The organism is Chitinophaga sp. OAE865 (assembly GCF_040546735.1).
GTDB lineage: Bacteria > Bacteroidota > Bacteroidia > Chitinophagales > Chitinophagaceae > Chitinophaga > Chitinophaga polysaccharea_A.
Genome location: NZ_JBEPOF010000001.1, coordinates 1,807,752 through 1,827,315, shown reverse-complemented (window position 1 = coordinate 1,827,315; position 19,564 = coordinate 1,807,752). Strand labels below are relative to the sequence as shown.

Sequence of the window (19,564 nt, the reverse complement as noted above, 5' to 3'; positions counted from 1 at the left end):
TCTTCGTCATAATTCGTCATTCATAATCCGCAATTCCTACATGAAGAAGCCTTACCTGTTGTTGAGTATACTGAGTGGTTTGATCTGCTGGCTTGCCTGGCCCACCATGCCGCTTACGCCGCTCATTTTCGTTGCTTTTACGCCCCTGTTGTATATCAGTGATAAAGTACAGCACCGCTGGAAATATTTTGGTCTTCTTTTCCTGGCTTTTCTTGTTTGGAATGTGGCGTCTACCTGGTGGGTAGGCAATACCACGCTTCCGCTGAGCGGTGTGTTTGCCAATTGCTTCAACGCATTGCTGATGAGCATTCCCTGGCTGGGATACAAAAACACGAAGCGGAAACTGCCGGAAGCGGTGGCTTACTTTGCACTGATCGTATATTGGTTAACATTTGAATACATTCATCAAACCTGGGAATTCAGCTGGCCATGGCTGGTATTGGGCCATGCTTTTGCATTGAGGCCGGGATGGATCCAGTGGTATGAGTATACCGGTACCAGCGGAGGCACCTTTTGGGTACTACTGGTAAATATTGTGATCTACAATGTATGGAAACGGGCGCGCCTATACGATTTCAGCTGGAAGCAGATCCTGCTGGGCGAAGGCTGGAAACCTCTGCTGGCAATAGGTTTACCATTGCTCATATCAGCTTTTATATCCGCTCCGGCAGATAACGCTGCGCGGAAGACCGAAGTGGTAATTGTGCAGCCGAACATAGATCCCTATGATGAAAAGTTCAGCGCAGGATCGGCGATGGAGCAGCTTGGAAAACTTTTACATCTCACAAAAGAAAAAGCAGACAGCAATACCCGTTATATTATATGGCCGGAAACTGCTTTATTTCCAACGGGCGCCTGGGAACATGAGCTGAATTATCAACCGGAGATCATTGCCATCCGCGAGATGCTTCAGCACTACCCGAAGGCAAAACTTATCAGCGGCGCTGCTACCACGAAACGGTACAACGCTACCGATGAAATACCGGCTACCGCCAGGACCATGAACGACGGCACCCGCTGGGATGCCTATAATAGCGCGATCCAGGTGGATACTTCCCGGAACATCCAGGTATATCATAAGTATGAGCTGGTACCCGGGGCCGAATTAGTCCCTTACGTAGGCTATTTATCGTTTATGCAAAGCGTGGCGCTGGATTTTGGCGGCATTACCGGCAGCTACGGCAGAATGCCAGGGGTAGAAATGTTTACCAATCCGCAGGATAGTATCAACGTGTTCCCTGTTATCTGCTACGAATCTGTGTTCAGTAACTACATGGCTACCCATATTAAACCGGGCGCTAACTTATTGGTCATTATCACCAACGACGGATGGTGGGGAAACACAGAAGGGCACCGGCAGCATTTACAATATGCACGCATACGGGCCATTGAAACCCGGCGATGGATAGCCAGGTGCGCGAATACCGGCATTTCCGCTGTCATTGACCCTGCAGGGAACGTGCATCAGCCACAACCCTATTGGAAAGAAGCTGTTTTTAAAGCAACTGTAACACCGGAGGCAGGTATTACGTTCTATGTAAAAAATGGTGATCTGGTTTCGAAAGCAGCACTAATATTTTGTATCTTGTTAGTGGTACATGCTTTTATTTCACGATTTATTCCCGGCTTAAGACATGCGGAAATCAATCAATAACGGAAACATCACCTGGCTCGACGAAGGCAAGGGTGCAACGATAGTGCTTATACACGGTTTTTCAGAAAATGCAACGCTTTGGAGCAACCAAACAATGCGGCTAAAAGAGCATTACCGGATTATTATCCCTGATTTACCCGGCACCGCGTTATCGCCCCTTACTACTCCGCTTACCATTGAATCCATGGCGGAGTACGTATATGCCATCCTGTTAGCAGAAAATATCAGTGAAGCAGTTATTATCGGTCACTCTATGGGCGGCTATATTGCGCTGGCACTGGCGGAAAAATACCCCGCACTGCTGAAAGGACTGGGCCTCTTTCATTCTACTGCCAGGGCAGACAGCGAAGAGAAAAAGGAAGGAAGGCGCAAATCCATTCGTATAATGGAGCAGTACGGGGCCGAAACATTTTTAAAGCAAACATTGCCAAATATGTTCAGCCCTGCTACCAAAAGTAAACACAACGACCTGGTAGACGCCTATGTGAAAATGGGCATGGAATGCCAGCTTTCCGCCCTGGTGGCGTACTATGAAGCAATGGCAAAAAGACCGGACAGAACAGAAGTGTTGAAAACCCTCCGGGTGCCGGTATTATTTATGATCGGAAAAGATGATAATGCCGTACCACTGGATAACATACTGCCGCAGATAACTTTACCGGCAACAGGCAGTATACATATTTTTGAAAATGTAGGCCACATGGGAATGTGGGAAATAGCCGAAGAAAGCAATGTGATATTGGAACAGTTTATAGCGTTTTGTCAACTATAAATCAAAAAAATACCTGTTGTGAAAAAACTACTTGTCATCCTGCTATGCATGGTGTGCGCCCTGGTGGCGCAGGCCAGCCATATCATAGGCGGACAGGTTTACTATAAGTATCTCGGGCAGAGCGGGAATATGCTTCAATATTCCATTACGCTGAAATTATACCGCATTTGCGGCGATGGGGAACGTATTGCCAAAATGCCCAGCGCTGTTGTATTGTCATCTTTCGACAGAAGCGATTACCGCACCATAGGACGTTACCAGATTACCCGTACCAATTTTGAAGTAAAAACCCTTGCCAAAATTGATCCGTGTATTGTTAATCCACCGGTGATCTGTTACCAGATAGGCACTTACACCACTACTATTTCCCTCCCGGTGAACAGCTCCGGCTATACCATTGCTTTCCAGAGCTGCTGCCGCGACCCTTATATGGAGAATATAGTAGCAGAGCCTATTCCCGGCGGCCGTCCCGGCGACCTTGGCACCGGCGCCACCTATTATGCAGATATACCCGGCAGCAACTCCGGCGCTACCAATAATTCAAGCCCGGTCTTTAATAAAGAAGAAGCAACGCTTGTTTGCGCCGATAAGAAATTTACGTATGATTTTTCTGCTACAGACCCCGATGCAGATTCCCTCAGCTACGAGTTCTGCGATGCGTATAAGGGCGGGCAAACCAGTGAAGGAGATATTCCCCCGGCAGCAGTAGCGCCACCTTACAACTTCGCCAGCTATGTGTCGCCCTTCAGCGGCAGCAGCCCGCTGGGTTCTACCGTTACTATAGATCCTAAAACCGGTATTATTTCCGGCATTGCCCCGGCAGCCGGAAAGTACGTGGTAACTGTATGTGTAAATGAATTCCGCAGAGGGCAGAAGATCGGTACATTACGGAAAGATTTTCACATCAACATCACTTCCTGTGTGAAGCTGGCCACTGCTTCCATGCCGGAAAAATATGCAGACTGCAGCAGTTTAACCATCACCTTCACCAACAACAGTACACTGGGAAAGCCCTACCACTGGGACTTTGGGGACGGCACCTTTCTCGATACCAACAGTGCGGATCCTATTCAGCATACTTATGCCAGACAAGGCACGTATACGGTAAAGCTGTATGTGGATAAAGCCAGTAATTGCGGCGACAGCGCCATTGCCACCGTATATGCGTACCCGGTATTCAAGCCTGCATTCAGTACTGCCGGCGCCTGTGTAAATAAAGAAACCAGGTTTAACTCCGCACCTACCCAATCTGATGCCGGCGCCATCGAGTACTACAAATGGGATTTCGGTAACGGCGATACGTCTAACCTGGCCAATCCCCTTTATACCTACAAAACACCGGGCACCTATAATGTAAAGCTGCTGGCAAGGAATATAAAAGGATGCGAGCAAACCATTACAAAGCCACTGGTAATATACGATAAGCCTCCTTTTACCGCTACCAACGATACATTGCTTTGTGCAAAAGACAGCCTGCAGATGTGGGCTATCAGCACACTTCCCGGCACTTACGCATGGACGCCCGATAATTATTTTATCCTGAATCCCGCTACGCCCAATGCCATTGTATTCCCTCCAAAATCGTCGGAATACAAAGTAACGTTTACCGATGCACAGGGTTGTACCAATTTCAAGGATATAAAGGTAGATGTAAGAGATACCATTCGTGTGAAAACCATTTCCGACAGCACCGTGTGTACCAATGACGAAGTACATTTACCGGCTGTTACCGATGGAGCTTATACCTACCGGTGGACGGACCTTGACCGCAACCAGGTAGTGTCTACGCTGGCGGATGCGTATGTAACACCTGTGCCGCCCAAACAAAGTTATGAGATACAGGTAGCATTGGGAAAATGCCGTTCAGCCGATACCGTTACACTTAAAGTAGTGGACCCTCCCAGGGCCACTGCCGCTCCGGATACCACCGTTTGTTTTGGCGTTCCGCTTACGCTGCGCGCTACCGGTGGCGCCTACTACAAATGGACGCCTGCCTTTTATGTAGATAAAGCCTCATCGGCTGTTACGCTGGCACATCCGCCTGATACCACTTTATTCACAGTAACTGTAACGGATACACTGGGATGCCCCAAACCGGTTACTGCCACTGCACTGGTAAAAGTAGTGCCCAAGGTAAATGCGTTTGCCGGCAACGACACCATTATCATGCTGAACACGCCGTTCCAGCTGAACGCTACCGGCGGTGTGCGGTATACCTGGAGCCCTCCGGATGGGTTAAACAGCCGCAACATTTATAATCCGGTAACTACGTATAACCGCGATATTACATATACCGTTACCGCCTATACGCAGGAAGGCTGTTCCGGAACAGATAACATTTTTGTACGCTTTATAAAAGGACCTGATATATATATCCCTAACGCTTTCTCTCCTAATGGAGATGGCTTAAATGATATATTCCGCCCGTTGCCGGTAGGTATTGTGCAGATGGAATTCTTCCGTGTGTTTGACCGCTGGGGTAAGCTGATATTCTCAAGCACCGCTTATCTGAAGGGATGGGATGGCACCGTTAACGGCAGTATTGCTGCAGTGGGTACCTATGTTTGGGTAGTTCAGGGAAAAGATATTAACAATAATACCGTTCAACGTAAGGGGACCGTCACACTTGTAAGATAAAGTTGGCGTGATTGAACCGGATATGCTCTTTTTTTGTTAAATTCAGAGAGTAGTATCCCCCATCATGAAGAGCGCAGTTTTAATGATATTGAGCTGCTGTTTGTTCCCTGTTTTTGCGGCTGGATATCATATCATTGGTGGCGAAATTTTTTATAAGACATTAGGAATGACTGAAGATAACTCCCGCTACCGTTATCTCATCACTCTCAAATTATACCGCGACGCAGATTTTACCTGTGGCGAACGCCAGGGTTGTATTGACAGATTTGAGAACCCTGTTACCGCCAACGTGTTTAGTTCCAACGGCTCCAAAATTTTATCATCTGTTTACCTCTATATTTCTTTTACCCGCCCGCTGATAGATACGCTGAAAAATCCTTGTCTTGCCCCGCAGGCCCAACACCTTGAAGTAGCTTTTTATACCGCCACTATTGAGCTGCCGCCAATTGCCGGCGGCTATTATGTTTCCTCACAGCGGTGCTGCCGGGGCGAAAAGCTGGGTAACATTTATGATTCCGAACATGAAGGCTCCACATACTACACCGTAATTCCGGGTATAGAATCGAGACCCAATAATAACAGCGCGTACTTCGACCGGGATACTGCCATTGTGATCTGTAATGCCATGCCGTTTCAACTGGATTATGCTGCTTATGATGAAGATGGCGATAGCCTGACCTATAATCTCTGCAGCGCATTAACAGATGGCTCCAACGCCAATGAAAGCAATTCCACTACCCCACCTCCTTATAATTCCACAGTGAGTTATATATCTCCTTACTCGGGCAGCAACCCCATGGGCGGAAGCCCTGGTATTTCCATTTCCTCCAAAGGACTGATCACCTGTACACCAGACCGACCGGGAAAATATGTGGTAACCGTATGTGTAAATGAATATGATCCTGTTACCAAACAATTCCTGGGCACCCACAGTAAGGATATATTGCTGACCGTATTCAACTGTCAGACAAAGATCACTGCCATCTTTCCGTCTGTGCTGAATAACTGTACAGAAGACCCTTCTTTAAATGTTCCTATTACCAATTCCAGCGTAGCCGGTTATACATCTACCTATTACTGGACCTTTGGTGATGGCACAGATACCCTCACAGACACCAGAACAATGTTCTATCACCAATATCCCGACACCGGTGTTTATAAAGTAAAAATGGTAGTGAATCCCGGGCTGGCCTGCACCGACAGCTCCGAAGGCAAAGTATTCAATTACCCCGGATTAACAGCGGGCTTTACCAGCACCGGCGTTTGCAGGGGTGATCCCATACAGTTCAATGATACCTCCTCCTATGTGTATGGAAATATTACCAGTCATATCTGGGATCTTGGTATGCTCGACAGTGTAATAACACCGGGCGCAGAGCGTGCCATGAGATACGTGTTTACTAAAGGCGACGTATATACGATTTCGCTGACCCTGTTAACAGATAAACAATGTGTAAAAACCGTCAGCAAAAATATACGGATCTATGAAGTGAATCCTTATGCCGGTAACGACACCATTCTGGCCAAAGGGCAGCAAATGGTGATGCAGGGCAGCGGAGGCGATCTTTATTCCTGGTCGCCCGCCGACGGGCTTAGCAACCCCAACATTGCGCAGCCGGTGCTTAACTATAACAGGGATATATCTTTTTCACTGCGTGTATCCAATCAGCAGGGTTGTTTCGGGTTCGACTCCGTGCATGTAAAATATTATACCGGCCCCGATATGTATATCCCCAATGCGTTTTCTCCCAATGGGGATGGGCTGAACGATCGCTTCCGGTTTATCCCGGTGGGTATTGCCACCTACAAATTTTTCCGGATCTTCAACCGGTGGGGAACGGAAATTTATTCTTCTACTGATTTCCGCACCGGATGGGACGGTACTTTCAAAGGAGCGCCTGCTCCGGTAGACACCTACATATGGATATTGCAGGGTACTGATTTCAACGGGAAAGAGATCATGAAAAAAGGAACTGTTACGTTGGTCCGCTGAACCTTAGTAAATTGCAGGAAAAATAACCGCTCATGGGAATTGTTCTTATCACCGGCGCCACTGCCGGTTTTGGTCAGGCTTGCGCTACTACTTATGCCGGTAAAGGTTATGATGTGATTATCACCGGGCGCCGGAAAGAAAGGCTCGAAGCATTGCAAACCCAGCTAACGCAGGAATTTGGTATCAATGTGCTGGCATTGAATTTTGATGTAAGAAAAGAAGAGGAAGTAAAAGCTGTTTTAGGCAACATTCCGGAAGATTGGCGCAAAATTGACATCCTTGTGAACAATGCAGGTCTTGCTGCCGGTTTAAACACCATTGATGAAGGCAGTACAGATGATTGGGATGCCATGATAGATACCAACGTAAAAGGATTGCTGTATGTGTCGCGCACGGTGATTCCATGGATGCGCTCCCGGACCACCGGGCATATTATCAATATCGGCTCTACTGCCGCCAAACTGGTATATGCCAGGGGCAATGTATACTGTGCCACCAAAGCAGCGGTAGATGCTATTTCCCAGGGTATGCGCATTGATCTGCTGCCATACCGGATAAAAGTAACGGCTATTCATCCCGGCGCCGCTGAAACTGAATTTTCGCTGGTGAGATTTAAGGGAGATGAAGATAAAGCGAAAGATGTATATAAAGGATTTATTCCCCTTAGCGCCCAGGATGTAGCAGACGTAGTATACTATTGTACATCGCTGCCGCCGCACGTTTGTATCAACGACCTGGTACTTACGCCTTTACAACAGGCCAACGCTTATTACATAGATAAAAAATAACACATAGGTGTGATTTCGTGGCTTGAGGATAGTTTTTATATTTGGAAACATTTATATATTTTCTGTGGATTTTTTATTGCAGAAAATTTATGCTAACTATCCTGATCATGAAAACCTATCCCTATGCTTACATTTATGACTATGTATTTGCTGCGTCTGTACTATCCCCGGTGGAAAGAAGGATGGCGCTTTTATTTCGGTAATTCCCGGAAAGGCAATTATGGCCGTTGGGCATCATCACGTAAAGACTGGGCCGGACAAAAAGGCTTTTCATTGGGTTACAGCTGAAACAAGTTTTTGATTTTTGGGATTTAGTTATTTGATTCCTTTTAACAGGCAAATGACTAAATCCCAAAATTGTGTTACGGCATACTTAACAGGTTTACCACTACCTCGCTCTTATCTCCCACTCTTTTCTTATAGGCCACCAATGCTTTACCGGCGCTCACTGCGCTGATCACCGGGAAATTGGCATAGGCACTATCGGCCGTAAGGACTCCTGCCTCTTTTGTTTTTCCATCCGCTGCTTTATACTGGAAACCGATACGGCTGTTAAAATCGTTTTTCCACTTTACCGGTTCATCCCATACCACCAGGACCTGGTCTGCTATGGTAGCCATTTGCGGATGCTTTGCCATAGGCGATCTGCTCAGTGATTCCTTTTGCGTATAGGTGTTTCCGTTATCTGCCGATCGGCAGTAAAAAGCGCCTTGTCCCCCACCCATTGTAAACCATGCAAAGTGCAGCCCTTTACTGTTGGCGGTGAGTGTTGGCCCTGTATGCGGGCAGCCGTTCACCACCCAGTTATCTGCGCTGATGCGCACCGGCGCCGAAAATGTACGGCCCCCATCAGCAGACAATTGGTGCACCATATCACGGATAGAATCGTTGATAATATCCCGGTACGCCAAATGAATATCCCCATTCTCTGCTACATACATTTTGGTACGGCAGCATTGGCAGATAGTGGTGGCCACAGGAACTGCGTTTTGAAACCCGCTGCGGCCACGGGTGGTGGCAAAGTAAAGTGTGGAACCTTCCGCGCTGGTATCCTTGCGGTTATCCAGCCAGATAGCAGCTGCTTCTCCTCCCGGCAGCAGCGCCATATCGAAATACCGCTGGTCGTACCCTGCTGTATCAGTTACCATAGGTATGGCGGCCTGCCATGTTTTCCCGTTATCAAACGACTGGGTATACATCACTTTACCTGCATACTTATTCCTCGGGTCATTGGCTTCTATTCCAAAAAGGGCTATTACGGTACCGCCGGGCTTAAACAGCAGCTTAGGTAAATTTTCATCATGCGGGTATACACCAGAGGAAGCAGGGATCGCCACCGGTTCAGAAAACGTATACCCGTTATCGTTAGATACCGAATAATACATCAAACCTGTATCGGCGCCCTTGATTGTTTCCACCCAACTCAATACCGGCCGGCCTTCCGTATCTTTTGTAAGATAAGGGCAGGAAGCATCCTTTCCCTCATGCGACACCACCAGTGCTTTGCCTGGCTGCAACCTGTGCGGCTGGCATGCGGCAAATATTATCATCGTTACTATCCATACTGCTGCCTGCTTCATTTGCTTATTTTTTTCCGGTAAATGTATAGGCCACGCCCAGGTTAAAAGTCTGACGCGGGCCAACCCTGTACGTTTTGCCATAGGCAGATTTTTCTGCAGTAGTGGCATACAGCTGATCGCCCACATTCATGCAGTTGAGCCAGCATTCAAATCCCCTATAGCTGTAACCTGCCCTGGCGTTAAACAAATCATATCCATTGTATATGGAAGTGTTGGCAGGATCCATATAGTATCTGCTAATATGCTGCCATTCGGCGCCTATCCTGAAACCATCCAGGAATACAGGTTTCCAGGTGATCTCGGTATTAGTGATCCATTTAGGCGCGCCGCTCATCTGGTTGTTGTTATATACTTTGCTTCCATCTGAATAGGCTTTAAAAAGATGCGCTGCATAAGTGCCGCTGGTGCGTACAAATACACTTCGAAGCGGCGTATATTTAATATTCCACTCAACGCCGTTGTGGGTGGTAGCGCCGGTATTCCGGTTTTCATACACGCCATCGGCATTTCTTACACTGATAATTTCGTTACTGCCGTTCATGCGGTAAATACTCAGGTCTGCATATCCTTTCTCCTTTGCAAATGCAAACCAGCCACCGGCTTCATAGTTCCGGTAAGTTGCAGATTTCAGCACCGGCACTTTTACCCCCGTATACAATTCTGAAATATTAGGCGGTGCAAACCCAACACTATAATTTGCATACAACCCACAATCTTTACCGAGGTTATAAGTAAGCCCCAGCTTAGGTGTCAGGGCGTTAAAGTTATTCCGTTCGCTGGGTGCGCCGGTATACGCAGAAGGCGTGAGATGGTTTTCAAAATTATAATCCATCCGATCATAACGTAAAGCTGCTACTACCCTCATTTCCGGCAACGGGGAAAATTCAAACTGTGTGTATACGGCACTGTTCAATAGTCCAACGCGGTAATCGGTGAGCAGGGAATCAGTGTTACGATAACTGGTATAATAACCGGCAGCATCTTTCGTAATATCTATATAGTTAGCGATATAGGTAGCAGGACTATAATCCGCGCTTATACCGGCAATGAGCGCGGCCTGTTTCCAGCTGAATTGTTTTTTGTGCTGCGCAATAATGCCATAGCTGTTGAAGCCATCACTGTTGATTTGCCCGTTTGCTTTCAGAGTACCTCTTATGTCTTTGATAGCATAGAAAGGGTTTTGCCCGATAGTATTATTACGGAAGAAGGCAGTAAAAGTAGTATGGTTACCCGCATCCCATTCATGATCCAGCGTGCTGCGCAACCGCAATGCCTTTACTTCACGATAGGTAAATGTTTGAAAGTTGCGGTAATCTTTTGCAAAGAAATGAGTGCTGTCCAGCCCACCGGTCTGGTCTGTTTTATAATTGATCAGTGTGGCGGCGTTGGTCCATTTATTCTTTTCATTCACCTGGTATTCCACTTTTGCGGTGAGCGCCAGTTTATGAAAATCGCTGTGGTCCATATAGCCATTGGCCTGATTGGCATAGTAACCACTCAGTACGAAGCCTGTCTTCTTTACTGTATTGGATACGCTGAAGTCTGTTCTTTTGTATCCCCAGTTGCTACCTTCCAGTTGAATTTTGGCCGTAGGCACCAATGTGGGAGAGGCTGTAATAAAGTTAACGGCGCCGCCTACCGCTTCACTGCCATATAAAGAGGAGGCAGGCCCGCGGATCACCTCCACGGATTTCAATGCAGCCATATTGATTTCGATCAGTGCATTGTGATTAAAGTCGCCGATAGTTCTGACAGGAATACCATCTTCCAGGTAAAGAAAAAGGCTTTTATAACCAATAGGCTGGCGGATGGCCATGGTATGCTGTTCGTTGCCCAGGTCTACCATGTATACGCCGCTCACTTTATTCAGTACCCTATCCAGCGTAGTGGCTTTGGTTTCGCTCAGTGTTTGGGCGGAAATGGTGCTGATGGCTATTGGCGCTTCCGAGCGCTGCTGTCTGTCGCGCGAAGAAGAAACGATGATCTCATTCAGGCTGGTAGTGCTCTGCCGCAGGTAAATCACCGGCGTTTTTGCCGCTGCATCAACGGGCAGCTGTATAGGAACATATCCTACATATGATATTTCTATGGAATCTGCTTCAGCAGCAGTTAATTCATATTTCCCCTGTGTATTGGTATTACACCCGGTAGCGGCATGTAACAGCCTTACATTTACACCTGGCAGGGCTTCTTTGGTTTGAGCATCTGCCACGCGCCCATGTATCTGCTGTGCATAACTGTTTGCCACAGCCATGCAAGCAATGAGGAGTAAACAACATTGTTTCATGTATGTACGTCGTTATACTGTTCGCTGATAGCAAACAGGATTAGTCAGGTAGTTAAGGTTCAAAAATCAGGCTACTACCAGTTGGGGCGGGTGGAAGACGGACAGGGCCAGCGAATGAAGGCGGGGCGCCTTATAGTATGCGTTAAAAACGGGTTGATCAACCGGGGGCGTAGTGTGGAAAGATTGTAACGTTTCTACAAACATCACCTCATATTTATCTTTCCCGCTGTTGGTATTTTTATCCTGCTGCGCATCCCTGTCGAGTTCCTTTTTAAGATGACAGCGACCGTTACAGTGCATTTCAGGTTTGTTCTTATTTTCACAAAGAACGCCGGCGATATAGGACTGGTTCATTTTAAACTGCACAAAAATCACGCTCCTGCTGAAGTTTTGTAACAGCAGACCCAGAAATATGCATATGATCCCAAACCCTTTCACGCCGCAAACCTAGTAAATAATTATCAATACCCTGTTATGAAAAAACGGATTTATAGTTAGACAAACGGGACAATTCACGCCGTTGTCCATCTAACTATAAATCCGTTTATATATATCCGGCTGCTATTGCGACAGTACAAACCGGAAGGTAATACCGCCACTGGTGCTGGTAATCGGGTATGCCGTGGAGATCACCGGTATGGTTTGCCTGCGGTCATAGAAGAATCTCAGGTTTAACCTGTTATTCACTACGTAATCGATAGACGGGGAGATACCCACTACCTTCTGACCGCTGGTTGGAATAGCCAGGTCGGCATCCAGGCGGTTATTGGCTGTTTTATCGTCCCGGAAACTGAGGTCCAGCCTGAAGTTCATATCGTTCTGCAGCTTTTTGCCACCATTCCTGCTGAAGGAGAATGGGAGCTGAACGCCTCTTACGCGGTAGCCTGCGCCGATAATGATCTCACTGGAGCGCACTTCTGTGAGCTGGTAATCGATAAGGCTCAAACTGAGAGATCGGCTCTTCCTGAATTCCACCCTGGCATTGAGGCTGTTTACAAAAGTAAGGTCTACTCCCAGTAATGGGGAGAAGGACTCCGTGAGCGTAAGGTTGGGCACCATAAAATACGGGTAATAATTTCCGGATATGGTATCCCTGAACGCCGGGTAGCCTGTGAGCCGCGGATCTTCAAAATACATGGAAGTATTATAAGAGCTCATACTCAGCGTTCCTGTGTAGGCGTGCCTGATAGTAAAATTGGTCAGGAAAGAGCGGAATGGCTCCAGCTTGGTTAACCCGTTATAAGTGAGGCTCCAGTTCGGTTTTGGAATATAATTGCTGAAAGGATTGCTTCTCACATTATCGTTACCCTGTTTCAGCAGCGACACCTTATCGGGGCTGGTACCTGTGTATGCCGCCAGGAAGGATGGTATCAGCACATCCTGTGCATACCGGGTATAACCGTATGCGTAAGTTGGATCTTTAGGATCGCCGCTTGGAATGCCCGGATCCTTATTATAAGGATTCGCTGCGCCCAACCGTTTTGAAATGGCGTTACGGTACGATTCAAAGTTGCGGAAGGTTTGTGAAATACCATCCGAGGTATTGATCTTACCAAACATAGTTTTGATGGCGATATAAGTAATTTCAAAACCACCGGCATCATATGGGCTCAGGTGCTGGAAGTTCACCGGATCTGTGAGATTTTTGAACAGTTCCGTATGTGTTTTGGTAAATGACTTGGTCATGGTCAGATCAATGCGCAAGTCATTTATTGGTTCCAGCTGGGCCTGTAAATCCCAACGTTGTGTAAATTGTTGCTGGGCCTGGATGTTAAATAAGGTATCCGGTGTAATGAGCCCTTTCTGTGCAAACTTGTCGAACCATTTCCGGTCTGGCTGGTAGCCGAACACAAAGTTCAGGCCCGGCGCCATGGTGGCCCAGTTCATACCAATGATCTTGGTACTGTCTATGTAACCAGGTAAACGGGTACCGGCGTTCTCATTAAAGTTGAACCCAATCCTTTTCAGCATCATCAGTGGTTTCAGCAATCCTTTCAACCATGGTGAAATTTCATCGGAAGAAGCGGTTTGGTTCTGGTTCTGCTGGTTACCGTTTTTATTGTTATTGTTATTGTTTTGATTATTGTTTTGCGGTTTCCTGGCATTTACATCCCGTAGGAATTTCGATTTATTATACAGTTCTACGAATTTGAATTCTGCCGTCAGTGTTTTCTGCTGGGAGTTTTCGATAGCGTTACCGAGATACAAAGCCAGCTGGGAAGCGCCTGTCCAGCGGTATTCCGTACTGTAGCCAAACGCGATGTTGGTCCAGCTCAGCGCCGGGAACTTCGCCGTAGGCAATGTGTACGTGAAGTTGGCGTTGTGCATGTAATTGGTATTACGCCCTCCTTTGAAGAAGTTACGGCGTACCGTATCTTTTTTCGCCGAGTTATCGATACGTCCGTTGGGCTCATCGATACGGGCATTATTCACCGCATTGAATTCAAAGTTGATGCTTCGTGTCAGATCCCATTTAACAGTATAGTAGCGGTCGAACGTAAAGTACTTGTTATAGGTTTCCGGGAGCTGGTATTTCACATCGCCGCCTACGTTGCGCACGCGGGTAGCGCCAAACTGCCGGGAAACGTCTGCCCTGAAGCTCAGGATAGAAGGTACATAGTTAACATTGAAATCGCGTATGAGGTCGAGCCAATGCGTTTTACTTTTGATCAGTTTTTTAAACGGCTCCAGGTAATGCGGCTGGCCGGCGAAATTGTATCCCAGGCCTCCCCTGTGCTTGGTGAGCACATCGCTTTGAATGATGGGGTTATGGCGCAGGATCTGTGAGAAGGAATAGCTGATGTCAAAGTTTTCTATATCCCACAGGTGCCGTTTTCCACCACCGCCCAGGTTGAGTTTCCGGACGTTGGTAAAGTTCAGGCTTTTGATGGAAGTGAAATCCTGCGCATCGCGCCGGATAGAATCCTTCTCCCGTCGGCTCCTGGCGAGGGCAATTTTATCTTTCAGTTTTATATCCAGGTCGTAAGGATCATATTCCGGGTTACTGGCCGATTGTGAGTAGCCGGCGTATACGGGAATAGAGATCCCTGCTTTCTTTGGCAGCAGTTTACCCAGGTCGAGATTGGCGGCTGCATCGTATTGCAGGAAATTATCCCTGAACCGTTCGTTTACACGCTGGTCAATATTTCCGAAACCGGCCGTATGCATGTTACCGGAAATGGAAATGGACCCCAGGTCCGACAGCTGTACATCTACCCTTGCCAATGCGGCGTACCCGCCTTTTTCATCAAAATCGGTAAGGCGCAGTTCATCCAGCCATACTTCCGCGCAGCGGGGTTGTCCGTCATCCTTGGGATTCTGGATACCTATCATCATGGTACGGGCATCGCCCAGGCTGGGGTTACCCACTACCGTCATAAAGTTTCCGTACTGGTCGGCTACCGGGTTGGCAGGGTAGGGCAGCAGCGGAGAACAGGAATCGCACATATTGCGTTGCTGTTTCAGGGTGCTGAGCTGCGACATCAGGAGATCGAGGTTGTTGCGTTCAGGCCAGATATCTAGCGCTGTTTTCGGACCATTCCAGTCTGTTACTTTCAGGGGAATGCGGTATTCGTAGTAGTTGCTTACAAAGTCGCTACCAATACGGATCACTGCCTGTATCTGCCCGTCTTTCAGCGAGGTGGCGGTACCTACTGCTTCCGCGTGAATGAACATCTGCAGCTTTTTGTACTGGCGCAGATCCATATTCAGTGTTTTGTACATGGCGCGCATTTCGCCGTCCTGCAGGTTGCAGAGCTGAACAGACAGGGATTGTTCATTCAGCTGCAGGGTAGTATTGTTGGTGCTGATGGTATTCTGGCGAACTACTCCCGGAGGTAACACATATGGAATAGGTGTACGGGAAGAGTTTTCTTCAATATTTACAGCAGATGAATTAAAGGTAGTGGTATTATCCAGCGGGATAGGATCGCCGGGGCGCAGTTCATACAGGTAACGGCGCCATTGGTTACGCACCAGTTCCAGTTTACCAAAACGCACTACGATAGAATCGCTGAAATTGGTGAGGAACATACGCATGAAACGGATGGATTTGAAATCCGGTATGTTACCAATTTTGGCGTTGTACTGGTTCAGCGGCACTTTGAACTGGTACCAGGTTTCGGTTGTTTTCTGGTTATTGGGCAACGTTACATCCGCTTCTATTTTATCTACAATGAAGTTGGAGCCTACCGCCATATTGGGTTTCAGATCCACCCGGTACTGGAAATATTCCTCCGTTTCGTTCATGGTATTATCCCTGTTCAGGTCTTCCGATTCGGGGATATTGGTAGCTGCGGAAGAGAACTGTGATTTCGGATCAGATACGGGGGAGTTGCCTTCCGGGTTGCTGTAATTCTTATAACGCTGCAGGATGTTCAGACCATTATATACCGGGTCGCGGTAGTGTTTATAATCATCATTCGCCGGGTCCTGAACGGCGCGGTTATATACCGGGCTTCCGCCAAAGTTCTGACGCAGTGTATCCATATAGCCTTTGAAGAAGGCCGCTTCATCCTGCGATTTTAAACCGTCGTACCCAACGTCCTGGTAGTTGCGGATATTCGGGTCATTGTCAAATGCCTGGGTGATCTGCTGCTGGAACTTGGGTACACGTCCCCATTTGGAAGAATCGATCTTATTCGGGTTCTGGTTAGGGTCGGGCATCCCGTTTTCAAAGAATTTTTTGGAGTCTTTGAGGATATCTTCCGATACGTTACCCAGGTTGAAATACAGGGAACCGCCGGTGCTGTTAGGCTGTTTGATAAAAGGATCCTGTATCCAGAATTCGATGTATTCTATATTGGCTGTTTCAAAGTCGCTGTTATCGATGGCTCTCATGATACCGCCCCATTTAGCCTGTGGACGGCTCAGATGGCCGTTGTTGTCCATGGCTATAGGCGTATTGGTAAAGTTATAAGGACCTCTTTCTGTTGGATAGTAAGCCAGATCGAGGGTACTGAGCTGGCTTTGTCCGAAGTCGGTAGACCTGTTTTTAAATACTTCTTTCTGGTATACCAGCCTTACCCGGGGGTCCGACTGATCATCCACAGAGATGCCTGCCGGCAGGTTCGGTGATTTAGGCAACTGGAGGGTGGGTTCAATAATATACCAGGCCAGTTTTGCCCTGTTTTTTCCATAATCCAGTATATTATTCAATTCTGCTTCGGGGAACATCACCCTGCCATTAGCGTCGGTAGCGCCTTTTGGCGTGGAGGCGAGTGCCCAGCTGGTAGCAGGGAACTTCAGGTCATACCCGCTTTTCACGCCTTCGAAGTCGTCGATGTAAGCGGTACCGCTCCTACTGCCCGGCTCATTCACCAGTTTACTGTGACCCGGGAACAGGCGGGCTACTTCACCGGTGAACAGGATATTGGAGGGAGAGGTGCTGGTATAGTTGGGCAATTTATCCAGGAAGCGGTTAAGCCCTTTCCATTCGGAGGCATAGTTCGCGTCCAGGCCCACCATGGTATTTTTAATAGGGTCTTCTCCATAATTCACTTTCTGGTAATATGGTCTTTCGCTCATGCGCACTACAGTACCACCCAGGCTCAGTTTATCGTTTACGAGATAATCCAGCCGGGTACCAAAATAGTTACGGACCTGTTGCCCGAAGAGGGAGTTATTTTCAAACTGCACATTGATAGGTACGCCGGAGTTGAGCACTCCCCCATTGATGATTTTCAGCCTGCCAAGGTTATAGTCGATGATATAGTCCACATTTTCACGGAGCTGCTGGCCGCCGGCGGTCACCACTACTGATCCCGGCGGGATGGTGGTACCGGAGCCGAGATTGATTTCGGAGCTGCTGGCCGATTTGTAGGATCCCCTGATCACATACCGGTTCAGTTGCGGGAACTGCTGCGCTACTACTTTAATGGAGTCGTATAATACATTATAGAGATATTGTTTTTCCAGGGCGGCATCGCCGTTAAAGGCTTTTTTCAACCCGTCTGCGAATGGTTCCAGTACGGGGAACATGATCTTACCGGTAAGGGAGTTGATCGTATAGCCTTCCACATAATCGAACACGCCATCCGGCTGTGGGTCCAGCTGGTTGTTGAGGCGGTCGAGGTTAAGGATGGTGATGATCGGTGCGCCGGCGTAGTCGCCTTTCGCATCGGGGATATACCGTTTATCGCTGGGAGGGCGTCCTTCGGCGCCGGGATCTTTATAATATACATCCATGCGGAAGTCTTCCTTATTTACCTGGAAGGCGCCGGTGGCGTAAATATTTTTCATCATCAGGTCCCATACCGGGAGGGTGGGCCGGGCAGAAGTGGCTTTAAGCAATTTGAGGAACAAAACCGGCTGGTTGGCGCTGTTGTTCTGATCCGGGGGTACATCCTGGGAAAACTCACCCACCTGGTATACCCTTCCGTTGTAGGTATACTGGTAGGCTACGGCCAGTACTTCATCCGGTTGTAATTGTTGGTTAAGGGAGATGAAGCCCAGCTGGCGGTTATAAATGTATTCGGTGGAATCGAGCTTACGGGCAAATGTTTTCTCAAACTCTGATACCGGCTGCAGGCCTATATTCAGGAGGCGGCTCACCACTGTTCCGGTGTTCCGGCTGGCAGGGTCGCTGATCAGTTTTGAATAGAGGTCGTTGGTTCCCCTGTCCGGCAGCTTGGAGCTGGTGAGTACATTGATGTCTCTCTTATTGTAGGGGTTTTGTTCCGCCAGGTCCATCAAACCAACGATATCGCGGGTTTGGGTGGTGGCTCCGGTTTTATTGGTTACCCATACTTCCAGCCTGGTGATGTTGACCAGCGATTTAATTACCGGCAGGTTAGACATGGCGGTGTTAAAGTTGTCGCGGAAGTATTGCGCCAGCAGGAAGTGCCGGTTATCTTCATATTCATCGGCCCTGAGGTTATAGTCCTGTACCTGGGTACCGCCTTTGAGCATGAGGTTCTGTTTCTGTGATTTCTGGTTAGAGAGCACACTGGTAACAGTTAAGCGGCCGAACTGCAGCTGGGTTTTCACCCCGAAGAGCGACTGGATACCGGAAATGAGGGTACTGCGCAGGGGAAAGCTTACATTACCCGCTTCAATTTTCTTGATAATTTCATCGTTATAGCCCGTGTATTCCAGTTTAACCTGGTTTTCAAAGTCGAACTGCGACTGGGTATTATAATTGGTGATAAGTTTCAGTTTATCCCCGATCTTACCTACTACGTTCATATTGATGCCCATATCGAAATTGAACCCGCCATTTTTCCTGGCTTGTTCCACCAGTACGGGGTTCTTGATATTCTGGCCCTGGTATCCGAAGGTAAGGTCCAGGCTACCCTGGGGGCGGATATCTACTTTGCTGCCGCCGAAGATACGGTCGAACAGGTTGTTGCCGTTGTACAGCGCAGGCCCGTTGGCGCGCTGGTTCAGGTTACCGAGAGCACTGGCCCTTTTCTGCCAGTAGTCCTGTTCACTTTGTCTGGATTGCAGCTTATAGAACTCGTCGAAGTTCATATAGGTAGGGTTCCGGTAATACTGGTTCCCTATTTTCTCCGTGACGGTATATTGTTTGGTAACCGGGTCGTATTCTACCGACTTGTTGATATTCGAGGGGTCCTTGAGGTCAATAGCGTTCCCTGACCCCTGATCTGTTATTTTGGGGCCGCGTCTGTCTTGAAGGGGGTATTTCAAGGTATCTTTTTTCCCGGTAGTATCGATTTTGGTTTGAGGAGTAATGGTGGTATCAGGATGCCATCTACTTCTCAATAATTTCAGATTCCCAGAACGATCCCTAGCGGCAGTATCAACAATGATAAAGGATACAATTGCTATCACTACAAATGCACCATAGTATGTCTTTCTTGCCAAGAAAAATAGGTTTTTATAGAGGATTTTAT

At 47.8% G+C, this 19,564-nt stretch carries 10 protein-coding genes; 6 read left to right on the top strand and 4 right to left on the bottom strand.

What is annotated here, in order from left to right; translation table 11 throughout:
* The first annotated feature begins 40 nt into the window (after positions 1-40).
* From lnt to ABIE50_RS07645, 6 genes are all read left to right on the top strand, one after another.
* Positions 41-1,654: an apolipoprotein N-acyltransferase gene (gene lnt, locus ABIE50_RS07670; RefSeq protein WP_209866930.1), complete on the top strand. Its 1,614-nt coding sequence runs from the start codon at positions 41-43 to the stop codon at positions 1,652-1,654.
* Positions 1,635-2,426 carry an alpha/beta fold hydrolase gene (locus ABIE50_RS07665; protein ID WP_209866928.1) on the top strand — a complete coding sequence of 264 codons (792 nt, stop codon included), beginning with the start codon at positions 1,635-1,637 and terminating at the stop codon, positions 2,424-2,426. Before lnt ends, ABIE50_RS07665 begins: the two co-directional genes overlap by 20 nt.
* Before the next feature lie 18 nt (positions 2,427-2,444).
* The gene (locus tag ABIE50_RS07660) at positions 2,445-5,063 is read left to right on the top strand and encodes a PKD domain-containing protein (protein WP_209866926.1); all 2,619 of its coding nucleotides are present in this window, start codon (positions 2,445-2,447) and stop codon (positions 5,061-5,063) included.
* A 166-nt stretch (positions 5,064-5,229) separates the two neighbouring features.
* The gene (locus ABIE50_RS07655) at positions 5,230-7,056 is read left to right on the top strand and encodes a T9SS type B sorting domain-containing protein (protein ID WP_209866924.1); all 1,827 of its coding nucleotides are present in this window, start codon (positions 5,230-5,232) and stop codon (positions 7,054-7,056) included.
* Positions 7,057-7,088: 32 nt separating this feature from the next.
* The gene (locus tag ABIE50_RS07650; protein WP_209866923.1) at positions 7,089-7,844 is read left to right on the top strand and encodes an SDR family NAD(P)-dependent oxidoreductase; all 756 of its coding nucleotides are present in this window, start codon (positions 7,089-7,091) and stop codon (positions 7,842-7,844) included.
* 123 nt (positions 7,845-7,967) lie between these two features.
* Positions 7,968-8,132 (top strand): hypothetical protein, encoded by a 165-nt coding sequence (locus ABIE50_RS07645; protein ID WP_185937097.1) that lies wholly within the window; start codon positions 7,968-7,970, stop codon positions 8,130-8,132.
* A gap of 74 nt (positions 8,133-8,206) precedes the next feature.
* Here the strand turns inward: ABIE50_RS07645 and ABIE50_RS07640 are convergent, their stop codons facing one another.
* From ABIE50_RS07640 to sov, 4 genes are all read right to left on the bottom strand, one after another.
* The gene (locus ABIE50_RS07640; protein WP_209866921.1) at positions 8,207-9,424 is read right to left on the bottom strand and encodes a sialidase family protein; all 1,218 of its coding nucleotides are present in this window, start codon (positions 9,422-9,424) and stop codon (positions 8,207-8,209) included.
* 4 nt (positions 9,425-9,428) lie between these two features.
* A complete protein-coding gene (locus ABIE50_RS07635; protein WP_354027915.1) occupies positions 9,429-11,678 on the bottom strand; it encodes a TonB-dependent receptor domain-containing protein in 2,250 nt (749 codons plus the stop codon).
* A gap of 99 nt (positions 11,679-11,777) precedes the next feature.
* A complete protein-coding gene (locus ABIE50_RS07630) occupies positions 11,778-12,086 on the bottom strand; it encodes a hypothetical protein (protein ID WP_142683717.1) in 309 nt (102 codons plus the stop codon).
* Positions 12,087-12,272: 186 nt separating this feature from the next.
* Positions 12,273-19,535, bottom strand: coding sequence for a T9SS outer membrane translocon Sov/SprA (sov, locus tag ABIE50_RS07625; protein ID WP_209866916.1), 7,263 nt, complete (start codon positions 19,533-19,535; stop codon positions 12,273-12,275).
* Between the last annotated feature and the right edge of the window lie 29 nt (positions 19,536-19,564).